The sequence below is a fragment of the Croceibacterium atlanticum genome, assembly GCF_001008165.2.
Lineage (GTDB): Bacteria > Pseudomonadota > Alphaproteobacteria > Sphingomonadales > Sphingomonadaceae > Croceibacterium_C > Croceibacterium_C atlanticum.
The window spans coordinates 2,215,223-2,237,031 of sequence record NZ_CP011452.2 but is presented as its reverse complement, the minus strand read 5'-3'; the positions used below and the strand labels follow the sequence as shown (position 1 = coordinate 2,237,031).

The following is a 21,809-nucleotide window of genomic DNA, read 5'->3' as shown; positions in this document are numbered from 1 at the left end:
CAGGAGAAGCTAGACCCTGTGCCCTGGACCCCGCTTGGCTGGCGCCGAAGGAGGATTGCCGGGGGACGAAGGGCAGGCGCCGTTTCGTGTCCACTGGTAAGAACGCGATCCGCCCGCTAGCAGTCTGGGCGAGTGCGGGCGTGGCGGAATGGTAGACGCCGGGGACTTAAAATCCCCTGAGCTTTGCTCGTGCGGGTTCGAGTCCCGCCGCCCGCACCATTTTCAAGAAAATCGGTGTGAAATTTCCTGCCGCCTGCGGGCCATATTCCTGCCGGGGACAAGTGAAGTCATTCGATTGGGCAGAACCACCTAAAGTTCCGAAAACGAAAATTTCGCAGCTCGGCCTTATCTGTGTGCTCGCAAGACCGATCCTGTCTCATTGGAGCAGGTACGAAACGGATGAAATCAGGGAGGCGTTATATGAATTCCATCATAGGTGATCTTGCTGGCTGAGTAGCCGGACTGGCCGGATTTTTGCGGAAATCGGTCCAGCCAATCCCCGACTTCCGCCGAAATGCGACAAACCGGCTGGCAAGAACGGGAATTAATGTCAAATTAGGCATTCCGAAACCAGTTTGACCTAGGTTCATATTTGAGAGAACTGTGCGTGGAAGCAATCCCGGTCGGGATTCCATGCGAGATTGTGGGGTTTGATGTCAGACGCACTCCGTCCTGATTCCGATCCGTTCAGGCCTGCAAGCCAGGTTGCCGATGGCTCGGAACAGCGAGGCGCTCCGCGCTTCACGCTGCTAATTCGTGCAGCGAAGCTTACTTGCGACAGAGGGGAATTCCTCTGCGTGGTGCGCGATGCTTCGGAAAGCGGTGTCAGTGTGCGGCTGTTCCATCCCCTGCCGCAAAATTGCGAACTTACGCTGGAAATGGCCAATGGCGATCGTCATCGGCTGGATCGCGTCTGGGAAGAGGATGACAGGGCCGGTTTCCGGTTTCGCGACGAGATCGATATCGAACGTATCGTCGAGAATCCCAGCAAATATCACAAACGCGCCGTGCGGGTGAATCTGGAACTGCCGGTGGATGTGCGTTGCGCGGGCCGGGTGGTCAAAGCCCGGATGCACAATATCTCGCAACAGGGTGCGCTGATCAGCAGCCCGGAACATTTCTCCATCGATCAACGCCTTCGGCTGGAAGCCAGGGGCCTGCCCGATATCGAGGCAAAGGTCCGCTGGCGCCGTGATTCCGAATATGGGCTGGTGTTCGAAGACACTTTCCAGTTCGGCGATCTCGCGCGTATTGCCGGATCGTTGCAACTGTCGCGTTAAGGCCGTTTCACGGTCCGTCCGGTTCGACATTTAACCACGTTATAACCAATTTCCTTCACTCCCGGGGCAGAGGCAACCGGGGTACCCATTTCATGATCAAGCATGGCGCCAGCGCGGACCGGAACATCACGGTCGACGTGGCGATCATCGGCGCGGGTCCGGCGGGCCTGACCGCAGGATATCTGCTGGCCAAGGCGGGAAAATCCGTGGCGATCATCGAAAAGGATGCCACCTATGTCGGCGGGATCAGCCGGACGGTGGAATTCGATGGATACCGGTTCGACATTGGCGGCCACCGCTTCTTTTCCAAGAGCCAGGCGGTGGTCGATCTGTGGAACGAGATCCTGCCCGATGATTTCATCCAGCGTCCGCGGATGAGCCGGATCTATTACGAAGGAAAATTCTATTCCTATCCGCTGCGCGCCTTCGAGGCTTTGCGCAATCTGGGCCTGCTGCGTTCCGCCGCCTGCATGGCCAGCTATCTGAAATATCGCCTTTTCCCGGTCAGGGAAGTGAAGAGCTTCGAAGATTGGACGGTCAACCAGTTCGGCCGGAAGCTCTATTCGATCTTCTTCAAGACCTATACCGAGAAGGTGTGGGGGATGCCCTGCGATGAAATGAGCGCGGACTGGGCGGCGCAGCGGATCAAGGGCCTTTCGCTATGGGGCGCGGTCGCTGACGGGATCAAGCGTTCCCTCGGCCTCAACAAGCCCCCGAATGACGGCAAGGCGGTGAAGACGCTGCTCGAAACCTTCCGCTATCCACGGCTCGGCCCGGGCATGATGTGGGAAGCCGCGCGCGACCGGATCGTGGAACGCGGCGGGCAAGTATTGATGGGGCATGGGCTGAAACAGCTCGCCAGCGATGGCAATGGCGGATGGCGCATGGTGGCGGACGGGCCGCAGGGCGAGATGGCAATCCATGCCGGCCATGCGATCAGTTCCGCCCCGATGCGGGAACTGGCAGCGCGGCTGCATCCGCTTCCTTCCAGCACGCTGGAAGCCAGCCAGTTGAAATATCGTGATTTCCTGACCGTCGCATTGATGATCCGGTCCGAGGACCTGTTCCCGGACAACTGGATCTACATCCATGACAGCAAGGTGAAAGTCGGCCGGGTGCAGAATTTCCGCAGCTGGTCACCGGAAATGGTGCCTCACGAGGATGTCGCCTGCGTCGGGCTCGAATATTTCTGTTTTGAAGGCGACGGGTTGTGGTCTTCCCCTGACGAGGATCTGATCGAACTGGCCAAGGGCGAAATGGAAATCCTCGGCCTGGTCGATCCTTCCCGCGTGATCGGCGGGGCGGTGGTCCGGCAGGAAAAGGCTTATCCCGTCTATGACGAGGATTATGCTGCCAATGTCGCCGCAATGCGGGCCGAACTGGAAGAAAAACACCCGACTCTGCACCTGGTCGGCCGCAACGGCATGCACCGTTACAACAATCAGGATCACGCGATGATGACCGCGATGCTGACGGTCGAGAATATCCTGGCGGGTGAGCGCATCTTCGACACGTGGTGTGTCAATGAGGATGCCGAATATCACGAATCCGGTGGGGAAGGTGATGCGAAGGCGATGCCCGCACGCCAGCCGCTCAGCGCGGATCAGGCGGCGGCGCTTGGCTCCGTGCGGGAAGTGCCCTCGCGGGTGGCGGATCATGGTCGCAAGGCGGCGTGACGCGGCACGGATGAACCAGTTGTTCGGCCATCTGCGCGATACACGGCTGGTGCGCTATCTGCTCGCCAGCATCGGTGCGCTGGCAGTCGATATCGGACTTTACCTGGCTTTGCTGGCGGTCGGAACCTGGCCCGCGGCTGCGGCGGCGGCATCCTATTGCGCGGGCATTCTGGCGCACTGGCTGATGTCGAGCCGCGCAGTCTTTACCGGCCAGCTCGCCGAACGCGGCCTGCCCCGTGCGCGGCAGAAGGCGCTGTTTGTCGGCTCCGCCCTGATCGGCCTTGCTATCACCACCGCGATCGTCTGGATCGGCGATGTGGCGGGGGCCGATCCGCGTGTGGCGAAGCTGGTGGCGATCGGCGCCAGCTTCACGGTCACCTGGCTGCTGCGTAGCCGCGTGGTGTTCCGCCCTTTCCGCCCGATGGAGTGACCATGCCGGAACGTGGCGAGGTTCAGCCAGTGCCATGGGCCCGGATCGCGCTTGCCTGGCTGGCGCTTTCCAGCCTGCTTGTTCTGGTCAATTGGGGGCACATCGCCGCCTGGCGATTCACCGATCCCGATGACACGCTGCGCATGGTGCAATTGCGCGATCTCTATGCCGGGCAGAACTGGTTCGACCTGCATCAATATCGTATTGATCCGGGCAATAGCCCGCTTCAGCACTGGTCCCGCCTGGTCGACCTGCCGCTGGTGGCGATCATCGCCTTGCTCGCGCCGCTGGTCGGACAGCATGGCGCGGAAATAGCCGCCGTGGTCGCGGTGCCGCTTTGCACGCTCGGCATAATCATGGCGGTTGTGGGACGAATGGGCTTCCGCCGTTTCGATGCCGAGACGGCCATACTTGCCTGTCTTGCGCTGGGGCTTTCCACGCCCCTGCTCGGTTTTGTGCAGCCGATGCGGATCGATCATCACGGCTGGCAGGTGGCGCTGGTCATGCTGGCTCTGGCGGCAGTGATGGGCGGCGATCCCCGGCGCGGCGGAATGCTGGCGGGGCTGGCGCTGGCTGCGGGACTGATGATCTCGCTGGAGGTGCTGCCGCTGGCGGCCGCTTTCGGTGCGGTCCTGTTGCTGCGCTGGATGCGCGATCCGGATCAGCGCTGGTGGCTGGCGGGCTTCCTGACCAGTCTGACGGTGTCGCTGCTGCTTCTCTTTGCAGTGACAAGAGGCATGGCCGATCTCGCGCTCCACTGTGATGTCATGTCTCCCGGCCATATCGGCTTTTTCGCCTGTGCGGCATTGGGCGCGGTTGTGGCGGCATGGCTTCGGATCACCCGGCTGGCGTCATTGGCGCTGATCGGTCTGGGTGGGCTGGCGGGGCTGGGCCTGTTCCTGTCGGTGGCGCCGCAATGCGCATCCGGTCCTTTCGCCAGTCTCGATCCGCTGGTGCGCGTCTATTGGTATGATCTGGTTCTGGAAGGCCGGCCTTTCTGGATGCAGCCGCCGGTTGAGGCGCTTTCCTGGATTGCGCAGGCAATGGTGGCGCTGGGGGTGAGTTACCATCTGTGGCGCAGTTCCGCCGGGGCGGAGCGGGAATGGTGGTTCGATTATACGCTGTTCCTCGCCGCCGCATTGCTTGGCGGCTTGTTTGTCTGGCGATCCATGGGTTTTGTCGGCGCGCTGGCCGCATTGCCGCTTGGCTGGCTGGCTCGGGAGATGCTCCTCCGCCTGCGCCGGACCGGGCGGCCGCTGGCGAAGATCGGCATTGCTGCTGGCGGCATGGCTCTGCTGATGCCTGCCGCGCCGATGCAGCTGGCCAGTGCGGTCATGCCCGCAGAAAGCGTGGGCGCATCGGGTGCCAGATTGCGCAGTTCCCAGTGCGAATTGCGCGAAAATGCGCCCAAGCTGGACCGGTTTGCGCCGCTGACTATTTTCGCGCCGATCGATCTTGGCCCGTCCTTGCTGGAACGGACCCATCACAGCGTCCTGGCCACCGGCCATCACCGCGCCAATCTGGCCATGCGCGACGTGATCCGCGCCTATATCGGCTCACCGGACGAAGCGAAGGCAATCATGATGGAACACGGGGCCCGGATGATTGCCATCTGCACCGATCTGGGCGAACCGAAAATCTATGCCCAGGCCGCGCCGGATGGGTTCATGGCGCAATTGCTGGCCGGCAATGCGCCGGACTGGCTGGAGCCTGTGGATCTTGGCGGTCCGGACAGTTTCCGGGTCTGGAAACTGCGCGAAAATTTGCCGCAACAGGCCGATCAGGCCGGGCGGAACTTCATCGCCACGCCGTTCATGCAATAGCGCAGGCCCGTGGGTTTCGGGCCGTCATTGAAAACATGGCCCAGATGGCCGCCGCAATCGGCGCAGTGCACTTCCTTGCGCGGATAGCCGAGCTTGTAATCGGTGGAGGTGCCCACCGCGCCCTTCAATGGCTGCCAGAAACTGGGCCAGCCCGTGCCGCTCTTGAACTTGGTGGCGCTGGAAAAGAGTTCATTGTCGCAGCCTGCGCAGAGGAACGTGCCCTTGCGCTTTTCTTCGTTCAGCGGCGATGTGAAGGGCCGCTCGGTCGCTTCCTTGCGCAGCACGTCGAACTGGGCCCTGGTCAGCTTCTTGCGCCAGGCTTCCTCGCTCATCGAAACCGGAAAGCTCTTGGCTTCGGCGGCGCTGCCGCAGGCGGCAAGCACGGGCATCGCGATGCCGGCACCGAGCCAGGCGAGCGCTTTTCGGCGGGACGTGGCGTGCTTGGTCATGGTTCGTATCCTACGCGGTTCTGTCCGAACTGTTCCTGAACAGGCCGGCCAGCATGGTGCGCAGCCCGCGATTCCGCCCGGTTCCCTGTGGGCCGGACTTCATCACCCGCTTGCGGAACAGGGCGGCGCCGAACCGGACGAAGATGAACACCCAGACCAATTGCCAGGCCACGGCCAGCAGATGCGGCCACAGCCCATCATATTGCGCGGCGCGGGCCAGCATGATGAAGGGGGAACTGAAGGGGAAAGCCATGGCCGCCCATTCCACCGGCCGCCCGGTTTGCGACATGGCGTAGGTTGCAAAGAAGAACAGCAGCACTTGCAGCATGGTCACCGGCATGGACAGGGTCTGCACTTCGCGCACCGTGGAAGCGAGCGATCCGATGGCCAGGAAAACGGAGCCGAGCAGCAAATATCCCATGGCGAAATAGACGATGCCCAGCAGGAAGAAGGCGATCCAGCCGACCCCCGGCGCGGGCAGGTTGGCGAGGTCGATCGGGCCGAGATTCTGCCCTTCGATCCCGGCATAGGCGACCAGCCCGCCAATCACGGTTCCCCATACCGCGATCCCGACCATGGAAACCGCCAGCATTGCGAACAACTTGCCCAGGAATACCGCGTCCATCGGGATGGCGGCGGCCAGTATCTCTATGACCTTGTTGCCCTTTTCTTCCACCAGATTGGACAGGACCATGCCTGCCAGCAACATGATGAGCAGGAACAGGATCAATTGTCCCACCTGCGCCGTGCGCAATCGCGCGCGGGTTTCGCTGGCGCCGCTGGTGCGCACTTCGGTCAGCGTTACGTCCGGAAATACTGTTGGCGCGCTGCGCATGGCGGTGGCGGCCACCAGGGATACCGGCCCGCGCCAGTAAACCAGCCTTTCGGGCGTCGCGGTCAGTTCCGGGTTGGCCGGCGTGCCCGTGACGATTGCGGCCAGGCTGCCGACTCGCCTGGTAAGTTCGGCCTGTGCATCATAGGTCTGGCCTTCTTCCAGCCGGGCCAGTTCCACCATGACCGGCATTGTCGGGCCAAGTTCTCTGGCCAGGTTTCCGCGGGCGGCCAGCATGGCGTCCAGATCGTCCGCCTGCATGGCTATGCCAATCTGCGGCGCGGCCGTTGTGTCTTCCACCTGCTGCCCGATGGAGCCCGCCAGCCCGCCGACAAATACCGGGAAAAGCGGACCCAGCAGGAAGAAGAAAAAGGCCCTGCTGAACAGGATGGCCAGGAAATCGCGCCGGGCGATGACGAAGGCGGCCTGCAGCATGGAAAGACGGCCTGCATTGCTCATCGCGCAGTCTCCGCATCCGGTTCTGCATCCAGCGCCTGCGCGGCGGCTTCGCCAGCAATGGCGACGAAGGCATCATGCAGTCCGGCCCGTTCGATGGATAGCGACAGGATTCCCGCTTCTCCTTCGATCAATGCGCGCAGCAAGGGTTCAACCCCGCTTTCGGGCAGGGGGAAATGCCAGAAGGCCCCTTCCTGCCGGGCCCCTTGCGGAAGCACTCTGGTCCATTCCCCGTCGCGCCGCCTTGTTTCCAGCCGCACCTGCGCCGGGATCCGGTCACGAGCAGCGTTCACCGATCCGGCATAGGGCACCTTGCCCCCGGCGATGATGGCCACATTTTCGCACAGCCGTTCCGCATGGGCGATGACATGGGTGGAAAAGATCACCGTGGTTCCGCGCTCTGCCAGGGAGCGGATCAGCTTTTCCAGCTTGCCCTGATTGATCGCGTCGAGGCCGGAGAAGGGCTCGTCCAGAACCACCAGTTTCGGTTCGTGAACCAGCGTGCCGAGCAATTGGACAGTCTGCGCCATGCCCTTGGAAAGCTGGCGAATCTGCCGCTCTATCGCATAGCCCAGCCCATGTTCTTCCATCAATTGCCTGCCGCGTTCGCGGCCCTGGGCCAGCGGCAGGCCGCGCAATGCGCCCATGAAGGCGATTGCGTCATAGGTTTTCATCGTTGGATAGAGGCCGCGTTCTTCCGGCAGATAGCCGATCAGCCGGGCGACATCGCGGGGATTGTCATGCCCCAGAATGCGCCTTGTGCCCTCATCCGGATCGATAATGCCCAACATCATGCGCAAGGTGGTGGTCTTGCCCGCGCCATTTGGGCCGAGAATGCCGTAGATCGCGCCTTCCGGCACGGACAGGTCAACCCCGTCCACTGCCAGAGTGCCATCGAAACGCTTCACCAGCCCGCGGGCTTCGATCGCGAGGGATGGCGCCCCTGGCGCAGCTGTTGCGCCGTGCGGCTTGGCATTGTCTGCCACGGATGGTTCGCCTAGCCCCTCTTCCATGCTTGCGGGATACCGGGAGCAGGTGAACAGGAGCAAGTGCAAAGGTGATCAGGGGCCCGGATCTTGTTGATCTCAAGGCGCGTCTTGTCGATCAGGCGCGTCTGCTGGGCTTTGCCACGATCGGCTTTGCCCCGGCTGCGGACAATCCGGAACAAGCGCGCCGCCTGCGTGAATGGCTGGATGCCGGAATGCATGGCGAAATGCAGTGGATGGAAGACCGGGCCGATGTGCGGCAGGGGCCGCAAAGCATGTGGCCCGATGCGCAAAGCGTTCTGGCTCTTGGCATGAGCTATGCCCCCGATTGCGATCCGCTGGCGCTGGAAGGCGACGCGGAAAGGGCGCGGATATCGGTTTATGCGCAGGGGCGCGATTATCATGACGTGGTCAAGAAGGCGCTGAAGGCGCTGGCCCGCTGGCTGGTGGCCGAAGCGGAGAAGATCGGGCTGGAGGTGCAGCTGAAGGTGTTCGTTGATACCGCGCCGGTGATGGAAAAGCCGCTGGGGCAGGCGGCGGGGATCGGCTGGCAGGGCAAGCACACCAATCTTGTCAGCCGCGAACATGGCAGCTGGCTGTTCCTGGGCGCGATCTACACGACATTGCCCTTCCCGCCGGACGAAGCGCATCCGGATCGCTGCGGCAATTGCACCGCCTGCCAGCAGGCCTGCCCCACCAATGCCTTTCCCGAACCTTATCGGCTGGATGCCCGACGCTGCATTTCCTACCTCACCATAGAGCACAAGGGCCCGATCCCGCATGAATTCCGGGAAGCGATGGGCAACAGGATCTATGGTTGCGACGATTGCCTGGCCGTGTGCCCGTGGAACAAGTTCGCCGGCACTGCGGCGCGGCACAAGGCGCTGGCCCCGCGTGAGGAACTGGCGGCGCCGCACCTTGCCGAATTGCTGGCGCTGGACGATCCGGCGTTCCGGCAGAAATTCTCCGGATCGCCGATCAAGCGTGTCGGGCGCGACCGTTTTGTGCGCAATTGCCTGATCGCCGCCGGGAATAGCGGCAATCCGGATCTGGCCGGGCCGGTTCGCGCCCTGCTGGACGATCCCGACCCGGTGGTGGCCGAAGCCGCCCGATGGGCAGTCGCCCGGCTTACAGCATCGCTTTGAGCGGCGTGTCCGTATCCAGCAGCAATTCGGGCGAGATCACCGCGCGGGCTTCCACCAGCTTGCGGCCCTGCACGTAATCCTTGACCGAATTGACGCAATCCAGCGCGATGACATGGCCTTCGCGCAGATAGATCACCGAGAAGCTGCGCGTTTCCGGATCGCCGCGCAGCACCGTCGTATCATGGCCCATGCTGAGGCCGACAGTCTGCAGCTTGAGATCGAACTGGTTGGACCAGAACCAGGGCAGCGCGTCATAGGGTTCGGCTTGGCCGCAGATCGCCTTTGCCGCAGTGGCGGCCATGTCATGCGCGTTCTGCACGCTTTCCAGCCGGATCACCGCGCCATCGGCATAGGGATTGGCGTGGGCAGCACAGTCGCCGATCGCATAGATGTCTGAAAGGCTGGTGCGGCAATATTCGTCCACATCCACGCCATTGGCGCCTGCGGCGCCGGCCGCGATCAGCGGGCCGACTGCTGGCACGATGCCGATGCCGACAACCACCATGTCGCAGGGGATCGTCTCGCCGCCGGTCAGGGTGACGCCGGCCACCTTTTCCTTCGCCGCATCGCTTTCCAGCCGTTCGACACCGTCACCCAGGCGGATATCCACGCCATGGGCCCGATGTTCCTTTTCATAGAAGCGCGACAGGTCTTCACCCGCGACGCGGCTCAGCACACGGTCCTGCTGTTCCACCAGCGTGACCGTGCAGCCCAGCTTGGTCAGCACCGCGGCTGCTTCCAGCCCGATATAGCCGCCGCCGATCACGACCACGCGCCTGGCGCCGGATTCCAGCTCTGCCTTCAGTTTTTGCGTATCGTACAGGTCGCGCACGGCGTGGACGCCGTCCAGATGCGCGCCGGGGCAGGAAAGGCGCCGCGGATCGCCGCCTGCCGCCCAGATCAGCGTGCCATAGGAAACCCGTTCGCTGCCGGAAACGGTCAGTTCTTTCGAGACCGGGTCAATCTTGGAGACATTGCAGCCCAGCAGCAATTCGACCTGTTTTTCCTGCCAGAATTTTTCCGGCCGGATCAGGATCCGCTCCAGCGTTTTTTCGCCGGAGAGATAATCCTTCGACAAAGGGGGCCGTTCATAAGGCAGGGCCTTGTCCCGGCCGATCATCACGATCGAACCTTCAAACCCCAGCTGGCGCAGGGATATGGCCGCCTGGGCACCGCCATGGCCGGTGCCAACGATAACTACATCCGCATTAATCATTGCGCTGCGTTTCCAGCGATTGCGCTTTCAGTCAAGCGATCCCCCCTGTCATGCCTATCGCTGCAACAGATTGCGCGCCTGGCTGGCAATTTGTGCCAGCATGGCCGGAGCGACCGGGTTGGCGGATTGCGCGCGGCCGATCATTGCGCGCAGCTGGCGGATGGCGGAAGCGTGGGTTTCCAGCCATTGGCCGATCCGCATCTGCGGGTCGGCCTTGTCCCTGGCGCCTACAGTCATGTTGCGCAGGAAGTCGAACCGCATCTGCTGGAAATCGCGGGCGAGGCCCGCCACCAGCAACCGCTCCCACGGATCGGAAGGGTTCATCACCGCCGCCTTCGCCTGCGCCCAGTCGAGGCCGAGCTGTTCGCCAAGGTCGATAAAGGCGTTGGCGAGGTCCACCGCCGCGACGCCGGACTGCAAGGACAGGCGCGACAGGCCGATCGCTCCGTCCAGGGCGAAGAGTATGGCCACCCTGTTCGCCAGATCGCCCGGCGCACCGGCATCTATCAGTGTGGCGGCGATTGCCTCTGAATGTTCGCGCGCTTCCACAGCCAGCAATTCGTCCACCCGGGTGATCAGCTGGGCCACGCTGGCGGACAATTCGCCAATCACCTTTGACGGGGCCAGCGTGGCGCCGCCTGCACGAAGCAGGTCTGCCATATGGCCGCGCAGTGCCAGCGCTGCCTGTTCAAACAGCATCAGCCGCGCGGCTTCGGGAATTTCCGCTTCATCGATAGCGGTCCAGATCGGACCCATGCCGAGCAGTTCGCAGGCGCCGACAAAGGCTGCGGCCACGTGATCCAGACCGGCGCCCTCTTCCTCAGCCAGTTCGAAAGGATGGAGCAGGCCCATGCGATTGACGATGCGATTGGCAATGCTGGTGGCCACGATTTCGTTGCGCAGCCGGTGCGCCAGCAATTGCTTGCGGAAATCTTCCGCCATGTGCGGCGGGAAATCGGCCAGCAGCAGCGGTTCCGCCGCCTTGTCGGCCGACAGATCGCTTTCTTCGATCGCATCCTGCAGCACCAGCTTGGCGTTGGACAGCAGCACGGCCAGTTCGGGCCGGGTCAGGCCAGTGCCATCCGCGGCCCGGCGGGCCAGCGCCTCGTCATCGGCCAGGCCTTCGGTCCGGCGGTCGAGATTGCCGATATCCTCCAGCGTTTCGATCAGGCGCGTCTGCGAAGGGACGGCATTGGCGCCTCCGGCCTGCGCGATGGACAGGGCCAGCGCCTGCAGGCGGTTATCTTCCAGCACCAGTTCCGCCACTTCGTCAGTCATTTCGACCAGCAGGGCGTTGCGCCGTTTCTGCGACAATTTGCCGCTGCGCTGCGCAATCGACAGGCCGATCTTGATGTTCACCTCATTGTCGGAACAATCGACACCGGCGGAATTGTCGATGAAATCGGTGTTGATCCGTCCGCCTTTCAGGGCAAATTCGATGCGGCCGGCCTGGGTTACGCCAAGATTGGCGCCTTCACCCACAACCTTGGCGCGCACTTCCCGGCCACTGACGCGCAGCCCGTCATTGGCCGGATCGCCCACCTGCGCATCCGTTTCGGTACCGGCGCGAATATAGGTGCCGATGCCGCCGAACCAGATCAGGTCCACCTCGCTCTTCAAGATTGCGCTGATCAGGCTTTCGGGATCGAGTTCTTCGGCCTCCACCCCCAGCGCTTCCCGCGCTTCGGGGGAGAGGGGGATGCGCTTCATGCTGCGTGGGAATACGCCCCCGCCTCTGGAAATCAGCTTTTCGGAATAATCCGCCCAGCTGGAACGCGGCAGGTCGAACATCCGCTTGCGCTCTGCCCAGCTGGTTTCCGGGTCCGGATCGGGATCGATGAAAATGTGCCGGTGATCGAAGGCGAAGACCAGCTTGATCGCCCTGGACAGCAACATGCCATTGCCGAACACGTCGCCCGACATGTCGCCGCAACCGGCCACGCGGACGCTTTCGGTCTGCACATCCACGCCCATTTCCAGGAAATGGCGCTGCACGGAAATCCACGCACCGCGCGCCGTGATGCCCATCGCCTTGTGGTCATAGCCGTGGCTGCCGCCGCTGGCGAAGGCATCGCCCAGCCAGAAACCGCGTTCTTCGGCAATTTCATTGGCCGTATCGGAAAAGCGGGCCGTGCCCTTGTCGGCCGCGACAACGAAATAGGGATCGTTGCCGTCATGGATCACCACGCCCTGCGGGTGGACCACCTTGTCGCCTTCGATATTGTCCGTAACCGACAGCAGGCTGCGGATATAGAGCTTGTAGCTTTCCTTGCCCTCTGCCGCCCAGGCATCGCGGTCACGCGTGGGATCGGGCAGGCGCTTGGGGTAGAAACCGCCCTTCGCCCCGGTTGGCACGATCACGGCGTTCTTCACCCGTTGGGCCTTCATCAGGCCGAGGATTTCGGTGCGGAAATCGTCCCGCCGGTCCGACCATCGAATGCCGCCGCGGGCGACCGGGCCAGCGCGCAGATGGATGCCTTCCACCCGGCGGGAATAGACCCAGATTTCGCGCCATGGCACGGGCTTGGGCAGGCCAGGCACCTGCGGGGAATCGATCTTGAAGGCCAGCGCTTCCTGCGCCGCTTCGGTGAAGGCATTTGTCCGCAGGATCGCCTGGATCGTTGCCCAGTAAAGGCGCAGCAAGCGATCATCATTGATCGCGGCGACTTCGCTCAATCCGTTGCGTATCGCCTCGTTCGCCGCGGCGGAGGCTTCTTCACGGTCGCCCTTGAAGGCAGGATCGTGGCGGACGCGGAACAGTTCGATCAGGGCGCGGGTAATGTTTGGCGCGCCGCGCAGCGCATCCACCACCGTATAGATGGTGAAGGCGATATTGGCTTGCCGCAGATAGCGGTAGAATGCGCGCAGCCAGTCGGTTTCCTGAGCATCCAGCCCGGTTCCTGTAACCAGCCGGTTGAACACGTCATTCTCGGCCTTGCCGTTGAGCACGGCACAGATCGCGTGTTCGATCTCTTCCGACCGGGCGAGCAATTGCGCGGCATGGTCCCCGCGCGGCAGGCCAAGCTGGAAATCGTGGATCGTCCCGGTATCGGTGCCCCCCAGCTGGGTGGGTAATTCCGCCAGGACGCGGAAGCCGAAATTCTCCAGCGCAGGCACCGCATCTGACAGCGGCATGGAACCGCCCTGCTGATAGATCTTCAACCGCAGATTATCGGCTGAATCGCTTTCCAGCCGATAAAGCCGCGTGTCGCGCCGCAGTGGCCGCAGCGGGTCGTCCGCATCCAGATGGCGCACGCGTTCGATATCGCGTGCCGCTTCTGCCGGGCCATACAGGTCGCGATAGGATGGCGGGAAGGCATCGGCATAATGCGATGCCAGCGCGGCGGCACGGCCGGGCTCTTCACGCTCGGCCAGCGCGTCCTCCACGGCATCGGTCCAGCCGCGCAGCATTTGCTGCAAACGGGCATCCATCGTTTCTTCATCGATCTCGCTATCGATCCCGCGATAGTCGAGCACGAAGCGCAGCATGGCCAGATTGCCGCCTTCGACCAGCAGACTCCAGTCCAGCGTGGTGGCGCCGGTTTCTTCCTTCAGCAGATCCATGATCCGGTGGCGCGTGCCGGTGGAGATCATGTCGCGCGGCAACCAGACGAATGCGAAAAGATGGCGCTGCAGGGGCGCGGTCACCACTGCCAGGCGCGGGCGTGGCCGGTCGGCCAGTGCCATCATGGTGGTGGCGACGCGCAATATGTCGTCTTCGGAAAAACCGATCACCAGATCATGCGGCAGCACGGTCAGCGCGTGGAGCAGCGTCTTGCCGCCATGACTCGATTTCTCGAAGCCCAATTGCTTGCTGATATTGGCCAGCTGGCCACGCAGAACCGGGATTTCGGCGGGCGGGGTGGACAGGGCCGCGCTGGTCCATGTCCCGGCGTGGATCGACAGCGCCTCTACCCGGCCTTTTTCCACGACGGGCACGATGAAAAGATCCAGCGGAACGCGGCGGTGCACGCGCGAAATGCGGTTGGCCTTGACGATCAGCGGGGCACGGCCGCGCCCGTCATCGAACCAGGCGAAGGCCCGGTCATAGGTATCGTCGGCCAGAAGATCGCGCAGGCCACGGCGGCACAGGCCCAGGGCCTGCGAATGCCGGCCATCGCGCTTGCGGGTCAGGTGGCCCAGCTGGGTCAGCCGCCCTTCGGCCAACCAGCGCAGCAGGGCGGCGCCTTCGGCATCGGCGGTCCGGTCTGCATCTTCCTGCATCAGGGCAACCATTTTCGGCCAGTCGGCCACGGCCGCGCGTACATCCCCCATCGTCGCGCCAAGATCGCGTTCGAGCGCCTGCCGCTCCTTCGCGTCGACACGTTCGGTTTCGAGATAGACCCAGCTTTCGCGCTTTTCCCCGGCGCTTTCCCCGATCGGCAGGGTTTCCACTTCGCCTTCGGCAGTGCGGCGGACAGGCAGGACGGGATGAACCAGCAGGTCGATGGACAGGCCCTGCGCGGCGATGCTGGCACCGATCGAATCGATCAGGAAGGGCATGTCCTTGTTGATCATGGCAATGCGGGTGACCCGGCGGCTGCCCGTGCCCGTGCGGATGGTGACGGTGCCTTCGCCTTCCTTCCGCTGCATGGCGGCCTGAAGCAGAAACGCGGTCACATCGTCGAGCTGGTCTTCCGACAGGGGCTTTTCCCCCGGCAGGCGGGATTCGGCGATGCGGGTGCGCAATTCCGCTGCCAGATCCTCTTTGCCCGCCGGCATTCCCTTTGTGGCGGTGCCGCCCTTGCGCTTTGCCGCTGCCATTTCTTTAGCTCTCCCTTTACGGTCGCATTCGGGCAATGGTCCCGCCGCGCCGTTCGTTCCTCGACGGCCAGATAGTATCACTTGTAATAAAAAGTGAATGCCTGTCATTCATGGCAGCGCGCGTAATTCCGGCCACCGCGATATAGATCAGCCCAGCGCCTCCATGACCAGTTTCAGCGAATGCTGCCGGGCGGCGGGATCATAGGTCGCGCCGGACAGGATCAGCTCGTCCGCCCGGGTGCGCTCCACGAAACGGGCAATGCCTTCACGCACCGTGGCGGGTGATCCCACCGTCCTGGCGACGGACAGCCGTTCCAGCATGGCCTGGGCGCTGACCGGAAGGTTTGCCTTATAGTCCTTTACCGGCGGCGGCAGCTTGCCCGGATCGCCGCTGCGCAGGCGAACGAAGCTCTGATCCTGCGATGATGCGACCAGTTCCGCCTCCGCATCACTTTCCGCCGCGATCACCGTCATCGCCGCCATGACATGCGGCTTTTCGAGGCTGGCCGAGGGGCGGAAATTGCTGCGATAGGTTTCCAGCGCCGCATCCAGATGATCGGGCGCGAAATGGCTGGCAAAGGCATAGGGCAGGCCCAGTTGCGCGGCCAGTTGCGCACCGAAAAGGCTGGAACCCAGCATCCACATTTCCACCTGTGCGCCAAGGCCGGGCGTGGCGGTGATGGGCAATTCCAGATCGCCGCGCATCAGGGCGCGCAGTTCCAGCACGTCCTGCGGGAATTGTTCGGCGGCGCGGTGCAGATCCTTGCGCAGTGCGCGGGCGACAATGCCCGCCGCGCCGGGTGCGCGGCCAAGGCCAAGATCCACCCGTCCGGGAAACAGGGCATCCAGCGTGCCGAATTGTTCTGCAATCACGAAGGGATTGTGGTTGGGCAGCATGATCCCGCCCGCACCGATGCGAATGGTGGAGGTGCAATGGCCGATATGCGCCAGCACGACCGACACGGCCCCGCCCGCCACTCCGGCGGTGGCGTGGTGTTCTGCCACCCAATAGCGTTTGTAGCCTGCCTCTTCCGCCGTGGCCGCCAGCTTGCCGGCTTCTGCCAATGCTTCGGAAATGCCGCTGCCTTCGCGCACCGGCACGAGATCGAGAACTGATAGGGGGATCATCTGCCGCGCACCTGCGCTTCTCCGATTTGCGATAAATAGCCGAGCGCCGTTGCCGCCTCGGGGGAGTTGGGCGCGGTATCGACGACCGATTGCCAGCTCTTCGCGGCCGCTTCATCATCACCGGCAAGCGCCGCGATAACGCCCGCTTCCAGCCCGACCGCCGGATCGGCCGGAAGAAGCGCACCTGCGGTTTCGATCAGTGCCTGCGCCGATGCCAGATCATCCTGCCGCCGCGCCAGCGTGGCCGAAAGCAACCAGGCCGTTCCGTTTTGCGGTGCCGATTCGCGTGCCCGTTCCAGCGCATTTGCCGCGTCATCTTCCCGTCCGAGCGCAACGAGGGCGCGGGCCCGGTCCGTTTCGACGCTGCCGATCAATTCGCCGTCCTGCGCCGTGTCTGCATCCGCCAGGGCAAGGTCGAAATCGGACAGGGCCGCCGGGTAATTTCCCGCTGCCAGCGCGGCATTGCCCGCCATTGTGGCAAAGCGCGCCTTTGCCGCCGGTTCACTGTCCAACGCTGCGGTGCGGGCGGCGAGGAAGGCGCTTTCCGCCGCGTCCCAGCGCAGCAGGCTGGTATAGGCCGTGCCCAGACATTGCTGCGGCAGGCTGCGATCCGGGCCCGCCGCTTCCGAAAGCCAGCCCGAAGCGGTGACGATTGCCGTTGCCGGATCCGTCCGCGCCTGGGCCAGGCAGGTCTTGAGCCGATCCTGCTGCAATGGCGGGAGAGCGGCGGCTGACTGGGCAAGCAACAGCGAAGCGATGGCGATGGCGGGCATAACGATTCCGGTCAGGTGATCGCGCCGACGGTTCGCAGCAGCAATTCTATGTCACCGTCGCGCGAAAGGCGGTGGTCCCCACCCTTGACCAGCGTGACCTGCACATCGGGTGAACGCAGCGCCCGTGCCAGCCGCAATGATATTTCGGGCGGCACGTCATTGTCTTCCTGTCCGTGGAGTAATCTTACGGGGCAATCGATCGGAATTTCGCCATGCAGCAGCCGCTGCGCCTGTCCGTCGGCCCAGAATTCGGCATGGGTTGGCGTCGGGTCCGGGCCATAGGGGTTGTCTTCAAAGACGGTTTCGCCCTGCGCCAGCTTGCGCTGTTGCGCTTCGTCATATCCCCAATCGGTGAAGTCCGGCGCGGCGGCGATTCCCACCAGCCCTGCCAGCCTTTCCCCCAGTGTGCGGCCCGCCAGCAGCATCAGCCAGCCGCCCATGGAAGATCCCACCAGCACGACCGGACCTTCTATCCGGGCGTGGATCAGAGAAATCACTTCATCGCACCAGCGCGACAGCGTACCATCGGCAAAATCGCCATCGCTTTCGCCGCATCCGGAATAGTCCAGCAGCAGGCAGGCCCGGCCTTCGCGCTTCGCCCAATCGAACAGGGCAGTCGCCTTGCCGCCCTGCATGTCGGACATATAGCCGGGCAGGAAAACAAGGGCCGGCCTGGCGCCCGGGGTGAAGTGGAAGGCGATCTTCCGTCCATCGGGCATTGAGTGGATTTGCGCGTCTTCCATGTGGACCTTTGTGGGAGCTGTCGCGCAGGAGGGCAAGACGCGCCTTTATCTGCGGGCGGCGGCGAAGCGGGTGATTTCGACCAACTCCTGCGCCAGCAGCAATTCGGCCGACTGGCTGTTGCCCAGAAGCGCGCGATGCGTTGCCGCCAGCCGATGGACCAGCCGGTCCAGCTTGCGCGCGTTCCATCGGCCCAATTGTTCGGTCAGGTCGCGCTTGTCGCGCCAGAACACGCGGTGCGCCTTCTGTTCCGCATCCAGCAGGGCATTGATATTGCCATTCTGCCCCAGCCTGGCAGTCAATTGCGCGAGCTGCGCGGCGCGCCGTTCCAGCGCCAGCAACACGCCCACCGGGTTGAGCGAAACCTCCGCAAAGCGTTGCAGTTCGCCCTGAAGCCGGTTGACCTGGCCCGACAGCACCGCATTCACCAGCGGCATGAAGCCATCTTCTTCCGTCTTCGCGCCGATAGCGGCCAATGCTTCGGCATCCGCCTTGCGCGGGGCCTGCGGCGATGCGTCGAGATAGAGGGCGAGCTTGGTTACTTCCGATTGTGCCAGCCGGACATCGAGGCCGGATGCGCGGGCGATCTGTTCGGCAATGTCGCCGCCCAGCGTCAGCCCGGCCGCCCCGGCCATGCGGCGGACTTCGTCCGTCACGCTGCGCAGATCCGGCGGGTAGAACATGGCCACCAGCCCGTCCGCCCGTTTTTCCAGCAATTTGGCGGTGCGCGATTTGTCCGTCGCATTGGTGGCCACGATCACCACCGGACAGGCGCCATCGGCCTGGCCGAAATCCACCGCTTCCAGATAGGTTTTTACCGCGTCATGCGCTTCGTCCCCCGTGGCGCGCACATAGATGTGCCGCGTCCCGCCAAACAGGGAGGTTGATCGGGCTTCGTCACCCAGCTTCACCGGGTCCGACCGCAATTCCGATCCGCTGAATTCGATCCGTTCCCCGGCATCGGGCAGCAGGCCGATCAGTTTCGCAGCGGCGGAGGAGGCGCCGGCTTCATCCGGCCCGCAGAAAAAGGCCACCCGTGCCTGTTTCGCCGCTTTCGGCGCAACATTGCCGAAATCGCGCTGGGTCGCCTTCACGATTGTTCGCGCAGTTCCAGCGTCAGACGCGTGATGATCCGGTCTGCCACATCCCGGGCGAGATTTTCCAGCGCGGTCTGTTCCGCCGCGATCGTGGCATATTCGGAAGAAACCACGTCGATCCCCGCATCGGATCCGGCCGTGGCATCCACCACGATATCCCCGCTGGCCAGATCGACCAGTTGATAGCGTGCCCGCAATGTGCGCCGTTCCCGCCCGATGGTTTCATCGGTCAGCAGGCCCAGCCCTTCCAGCTGATCGTCCAGCAGAATGTCGAGCCGGTATTGCGCCGTGCCATCGCCGCCCTGGCCCAGCCGGTCCCGCAGGGCGTTGCGGACCAGCCAGCCCGCGCGCCCTTCAATCGGGGAGACTTCCACGGCGGCCAGCCCCTGCGCCACCGCCCCGTTTCCGCCGCCGGCATACATCGGCTGCAATCCGCAGCCCGCCAGCGAAGATGCAATCAGGGCAAGGGGCAGCAAACGCTTCATACGACGATATTGACCAGCCTGTCGGGCACCACGATCACCTTGCGGATTTCCGCTCCGTCGATCGAACGCTGGACCTTCTCGCTGGCAAGCGCAAGCCTCTCCAGCTCCGGCTTGGGCAGGCCCTTGGCGACAGTCAGCGTATCGCGCAGCTTGCCCTTCACCTGCACGGCGATGGTCACTTCATCCTCGACCAGCAGCGCTTCGTCCACTGCGGGCCAAGCGGCATCGGCCACCAGCCCTTCGCCGCCAATGCTGGCCCAGGCTTCTTCGGCCAGATGCGGCATCATCGGCGCGACGAGTGACAGGATCGCGCGGATCGCGGCACTCCGGTCGGCCGAAGGCGCGGCTTTTTCGGCGGCGCTGGTCAGTTCATAGATTCGCGCCACTGCCTTGTTGAAGGACAGCGCCTCGATATCCTGGCCCACGGCGGCGATGGTCTGGTGCGTCTTGCGGGCCAGCGCCTTGTCATCGCCGCTCGTCTGCGCATCATATTGGGCGAAAAGCCGCCACAGGCGCTGCACGAACTTGCCGCAGCCTTCGATTCCCGCGGCGGACCAGGGCAGGTCGCGTTCCGGCGGGCTGTCGGACAGCATGAACCAGCGCACGGCATCGGCGCCGTAACGGGCCACGATCATGTCCGGATCGACGACATTCTTCTTCGACTTGGACATCTTGACCACCGGGCCGATGGTTACCGGCTGGCCGTCCGCCTTAAGCACGGCATTATCTGCGCCGCGATCCACCTCGTCCGGGCTGAAATAGGCCGGCTGGCCCGTTTCGGCGTTTTTCCGTTCATAGGTTTCGTGCGTGACCATGCCCTGCGTGAACAGGCTGGCGAAGGGTTCTGCCACGTCCAGCTTGCCCAGATGGGCCAGTGCGCGGGTCCAGAAACGGGCATAGAGCAGGTGCAGGATCGCATGCTCGATACCGCCAATATACTGGTCCACCGGCATCCAGGCGGCCACTTCGTCCTTGTCGAAGGGCTTGTCTGCCGGCTGGCTGGCGAAGCGCAGGAAATACCAGGAAGAATTGACGAATGTATCCAGCGTATCGGTTTCCCGCTGCGCATCCGCGCCGCATTTGGGGCAGGACACGTTCTTCCATGTCGGGTGCCGCAGCAGGGGATTGCCGGGAGTGGAGAAATCGACATCCTCGGGCAGCTTTACCGGCAGCTGTTCCTTCGGCACCGGCACCACGCCGCAATCGTCGCAATGGATGAAGGGGATCGGCGTGCCCCAGTAACGCTGGCGCGAAACGCCCCAGTCGCGCAGGCGCCACACGGTCTTGCCTTCGCCCCAGCCTTCCATGCCGGCGCGCGCAATCACGGTCTGCTTGGCGGTATCGACATCGAAGCCGTTCAGGAAATCGGAATTGACCAGAATCCCGTCCCCGGCTTCCGCCTCGCCTTCAAACGGCTTGTCGGCATCTTCCTTGTGCGGGGCCACCACGCGGGTGATCGGCAGGCTGTATTTGGTGGCGAATTCGAAATCGCGCTGATCATGCCCGGGCACCGCCATGATCGCGCCGGTGCCGTAATCCATCAGCACGAAATTGGCGATCCAGACCGGCAATTCCTTGCCCGAGATCGGATGGACGACTTTCAGCCCGGTATCGTAACCGCGCTTTTCCGCGGTTTCGATCTCTTCCGCCGTGGTGCCGCCTTCGCGGCATTGTTCGATGAAGGCGGCGGCCTGGTGATCGGTATCGCCCACGGCGCGGGCCAGCGGGTGGTCCGCCGCCACGGCCACGAAGCTGGCGCCGAAGATCGTATCGGGCCGCGTCGTATAGACTTCGATCTCTTCGTCGAAATTGCTGCCCTTGAACCGGAATTGCAGGCCCGTGCTCTTGCCGATCCAGTTTTCCTGCATCAGCCGGACCTTTTCCGGCCAGTCTTCCAGCGTGCCCAGGCCCTGCAGCAGCTCATCCGCGAAATGGGTGATCTTGAGGAACCACTGGTTCAGCTTGCGCTTTTCCACCAGCGCGCCCGAACGCCAGCCGCGCCCGTCGATCACCTGTTCATTGGCGAGCACGGTCATGTCGACCGGATCCCAATTGACGGCGCTTTCCTTGCGATAGACGAGCCCGGCTTCGTACAGGTCGATGAACAATGCCTGTTCATGGCCGTAATATTCGGCATCGCAGGTTGCGAATTCGCGGCTCCAGTCGAGCGCGAAGCCGAGCCGCTTCAGCTGCGCCTTCATGTTGGCGATATTGTCGTAAGTCCAGCCGGCAGGATGGACGCCCTTTTCCATCGCCGCGTTTTCGGCCGGCATGCCGAACGCGTCCCAGCCCATCGGATGCAGCACTTCGTGCCCGGTCATCCGCTTGTAGCGGGCCAGCACGTCGCCCATCGTGTAATTGCGCACATGGCCGATATGGATGCGCCCTGAAGGATAGGGGAACATCTCCAGCACATAGCTTTTGGGCTTGCTGCTGTTGCTGTCTGCCTCGAAAGTGCGCGCCTCGTCCCAGGCACGCTGCCAGCGCCCGTCGGCCTGCGACGGATCGAAACGTGTCTCGCTCATGGA

The 21,809-nt window shown here is 63.4% G+C and carries 16 protein-coding genes and 1 tRNA gene; 6 read left to right on the top strand and 11 right to left on the bottom strand.

Annotated features, from left to right (window positions below; genetic code table 11):
* The first annotated feature begins 134 nt into the window (after positions 1–134).
* From WYH_RS10550 to WYH_RS10530, 5 genes are all read left to right on the top strand, one after another.
* Positions 135–219 (top strand) — tRNA-Leu (locus WYH_RS10550).
* A 434-nt stretch (positions 220–653) separates the two neighbouring features.
* Positions 654–1,280 (top strand): PilZ domain-containing protein, encoded by a 627-nt coding sequence (locus tag WYH_RS10545; protein WP_046903804.1) that lies wholly within the window; start codon positions 654–656, stop codon positions 1,278–1,280.
* A gap of 92 nt (positions 1,281–1,372) precedes the next feature.
* Positions 1,373–2,956 (top strand): NAD(P)/FAD-dependent oxidoreductase, encoded by a 1,584-nt coding sequence (locus WYH_RS10540; RefSeq protein WP_046903803.1) that lies wholly within the window; start codon positions 1,373–1,375, stop codon positions 2,954–2,956.
* Entirely contained in the window at positions 2,937–3,386 is a 450-nt protein-coding gene (locus WYH_RS10535; RefSeq protein ID WP_235979333.1) for a GtrA family protein, read from the top strand. Before WYH_RS10540 ends, WYH_RS10535 begins: the two co-directional genes overlap by 20 nt.
* Positions 3,387–3,388: 2 nt before the next feature.
* Positions 3,389–5,209 carry a hypothetical protein gene (locus WYH_RS10530; RefSeq protein WP_179945407.1) on the top strand — a complete coding sequence of 607 codons (1,821 nt, stop codon included), beginning with the start codon at positions 3,389–3,391 and terminating at the stop codon, positions 5,207–5,209.
* Here the strand turns inward: WYH_RS10530 and msrB are convergent.
* The 3 genes from msrB to WYH_RS10515 are packed head-to-tail and all read right to left on the bottom strand — an operon-like array spanning position 5,167 to position 7,959.
* Positions 5,167–5,658 carry a peptide-methionine (R)-S-oxide reductase MsrB gene (msrB, locus tag WYH_RS10525; RefSeq protein ID WP_046903801.1) on the bottom strand — a complete coding sequence of 164 codons (492 nt, stop codon included), beginning with the start codon at positions 5,656–5,658 and terminating at the stop codon, positions 5,167–5,169. The genes WYH_RS10530 and msrB overlap by 43 nt on opposite strands.
* A gap of 10 nt (positions 5,659–5,668) precedes the next feature.
* Positions 5,669–6,949, bottom strand: coding sequence for an ABC transporter permease (locus tag WYH_RS10520; protein WP_046903800.1), 1,281 nt, complete (start codon positions 6,947–6,949; stop codon positions 5,669–5,671).
* The gene (locus WYH_RS10515; RefSeq protein ID WP_082347948.1) at positions 6,946–7,959 is read right to left on the bottom strand and encodes an ABC transporter ATP-binding protein; all 1,014 of its coding nucleotides are present in this window, start codon (positions 7,957–7,959) and stop codon (positions 6,946–6,948) included. The genes WYH_RS10520 and WYH_RS10515 overlap by 4 nt, the downstream gene beginning before the upstream one ends.
* Positions 7,960–8,003: 44 nt before the next feature.
* On the opposite strand from WYH_RS10515, the gene queG reads away from it, so the two are divergent.
* On the top strand, positions 8,004–9,077 hold the full coding sequence (queG, locus tag WYH_RS10510; RefSeq protein WP_244877906.1) for a tRNA epoxyqueuosine(34) reductase QueG: 1,074 nt from the start codon (positions 8,004–8,006) through the stop codon (positions 9,075–9,077).
* On the opposite strand, the gene WYH_RS10505 is transcribed toward queG, so the two are convergent.
* The 8 genes from WYH_RS10505 to leuS all read right to left on the bottom strand — a co-directional run bounded on the left by WYH_RS10505 (position 9,061) and on the right by leuS (position 21,806).
* On the bottom strand, positions 9,061–10,293 hold the full coding sequence (locus WYH_RS10505) for an NAD(P)/FAD-dependent oxidoreductase (protein ID WP_046903799.1): 1,233 nt from the start codon (positions 10,291–10,293) through the stop codon (positions 9,061–9,063). The two genes, queG and WYH_RS10505, sit on opposite strands and share 17 nt — an antisense overlap.
* A gap of 54 nt (positions 10,294–10,347) precedes the next feature.
* Entirely contained in the window at positions 10,348–15,057 is a 4,710-nt protein-coding gene (locus WYH_RS10500; protein WP_046903798.1) for an NAD-glutamate dehydrogenase, read from the bottom strand.
* A gap of 147 nt (positions 15,058–15,204) precedes the next feature.
* Positions 15,205–16,185, bottom strand: coding sequence for an LLM class flavin-dependent oxidoreductase (locus WYH_RS10495; RefSeq protein WP_046903797.1), 981 nt, complete (start codon positions 16,183–16,185; stop codon positions 15,205–15,207).
* On the bottom strand, positions 16,182–16,958 hold the full coding sequence (locus tag WYH_RS10490; protein ID WP_046903796.1) for a tetratricopeptide repeat protein: 777 nt from the start codon (positions 16,956–16,958) through the stop codon (positions 16,182–16,184). The genes WYH_RS10495 and WYH_RS10490 overlap by 4 nt, the downstream gene beginning before the upstream one ends.
* Before the next feature lie 11 nt (positions 16,959–16,969).
* A complete protein-coding gene (locus WYH_RS10485; protein ID WP_046903795.1) occupies positions 16,970–17,701 on the bottom strand; it encodes an alpha/beta hydrolase in 732 nt (243 codons plus the stop codon).
* A gap of 45 nt (positions 17,702–17,746) precedes the next feature.
* Entirely contained in the window at positions 17,747–18,793 is a 1,047-nt protein-coding gene (gene holA / locus WYH_RS10480) for a DNA polymerase III subunit delta (protein WP_046903794.1), read from the bottom strand.
* Positions 18,790–19,281 (bottom strand): LPS assembly lipoprotein LptE, encoded by a 492-nt coding sequence (gene lptE / locus WYH_RS10475; RefSeq protein WP_046903793.1) that lies wholly within the window; start codon positions 19,279–19,281, stop codon positions 18,790–18,792. The genes holA and lptE overlap by 4 nt, the downstream gene beginning before the upstream one ends.
* Positions 19,278–21,806 (bottom strand): leucine--tRNA ligase, encoded by a 2,529-nt coding sequence (leuS, locus tag WYH_RS10470; protein WP_046903792.1) that lies wholly within the window; start codon positions 21,804–21,806, stop codon positions 19,278–19,280. The genes lptE and leuS overlap by 4 nt, the downstream gene beginning before the upstream one ends.
* Positions 21,807–21,809 lie beyond the last annotated feature (3 nt).

Bases quoted from the DNA above. Each gene is read 5' to 3' on its own strand.
- WYH_RS10505 (WP_046903799.1), bottom strand. From the start codon at position 10,293: ATGATTAATGCGGATGTAGTTATCGTTGGCACCGGCCATGGCGGTGCC.
- WYH_RS10500 (WP_046903798.1), bottom strand. From the start codon at position 15,057: ATGGCAGCGGCAAAGCGCAAGGGCGGCACCGCCACAAAGGGAATGCCG.
- WYH_RS10485 (WP_046903795.1), bottom strand. From the start codon at position 17,701: ATGGAAGACGCGCAAATCCACTCAATGCCCGATGGACGGAAGATCGCC.
- msrB (WP_046903801.1), bottom strand. From the start codon at position 5,658: ATGACCAAGCACGCCACGTCCCGCCGAAAAGCGCTCGCCTGGCTCGGT.
- WYH_RS10495 (WP_046903797.1), bottom strand. From the start codon at position 16,185: ATGATCCCCCTATCAGTTCTCGATCTCGTGCCGGTGCGCGAAGGCAGC.
- WYH_RS10535 (WP_235979333.1), top strand. From the start codon at position 2,937: ATGGTCGCAAGGCGGCGTGACGCGGCACGGATGAACCAGTTGTTCGGC.
- leuS (WP_046903792.1), bottom strand. From the start codon at position 21,806: ATGAGCGAGACACGTTTCGATCCGTCGCAGGCCGACGGGCGCTGGCAG.
- WYH_RS10515 (WP_082347948.1), bottom strand. From the start codon at position 7,959: ATGGAAGAGGGGCTAGGCGAACCATCCGTGGCAGACAATGCCAAGCCG.
- WYH_RS10530 (WP_179945407.1), top strand. From the start codon at position 3,389: ATGCCGGAACGTGGCGAGGTTCAGCCAGTGCCATGGGCCCGGATCGCG.
- WYH_RS10540 (WP_046903803.1), top strand. From the start codon at position 1,373: ATGATCAAGCATGGCGCCAGCGCGGACCGGAACATCACGGTCGACGTG.
- WYH_RS10520 (WP_046903800.1), bottom strand. From the start codon at position 6,949: ATGAGCAATGCAGGCCGTCTTTCCATGCTGCAGGCCGCCTTCGTCATC.
- WYH_RS10490 (WP_046903796.1), bottom strand. From the start codon at position 16,958: ATGCCCGCCATCGCCATCGCTTCGCTGTTGCTTGCCCAGTCAGCCGCC.
- WYH_RS10545 (WP_046903804.1), top strand. From the start codon at position 654: ATGTCAGACGCACTCCGTCCTGATTCCGATCCGTTCAGGCCTGCAAGC.
- lptE (WP_046903793.1), bottom strand. From the start codon at position 19,281: ATGAAGCGTTTGCTGCCCCTTGCCCTGATTGCATCTTCGCTGGCGGGC.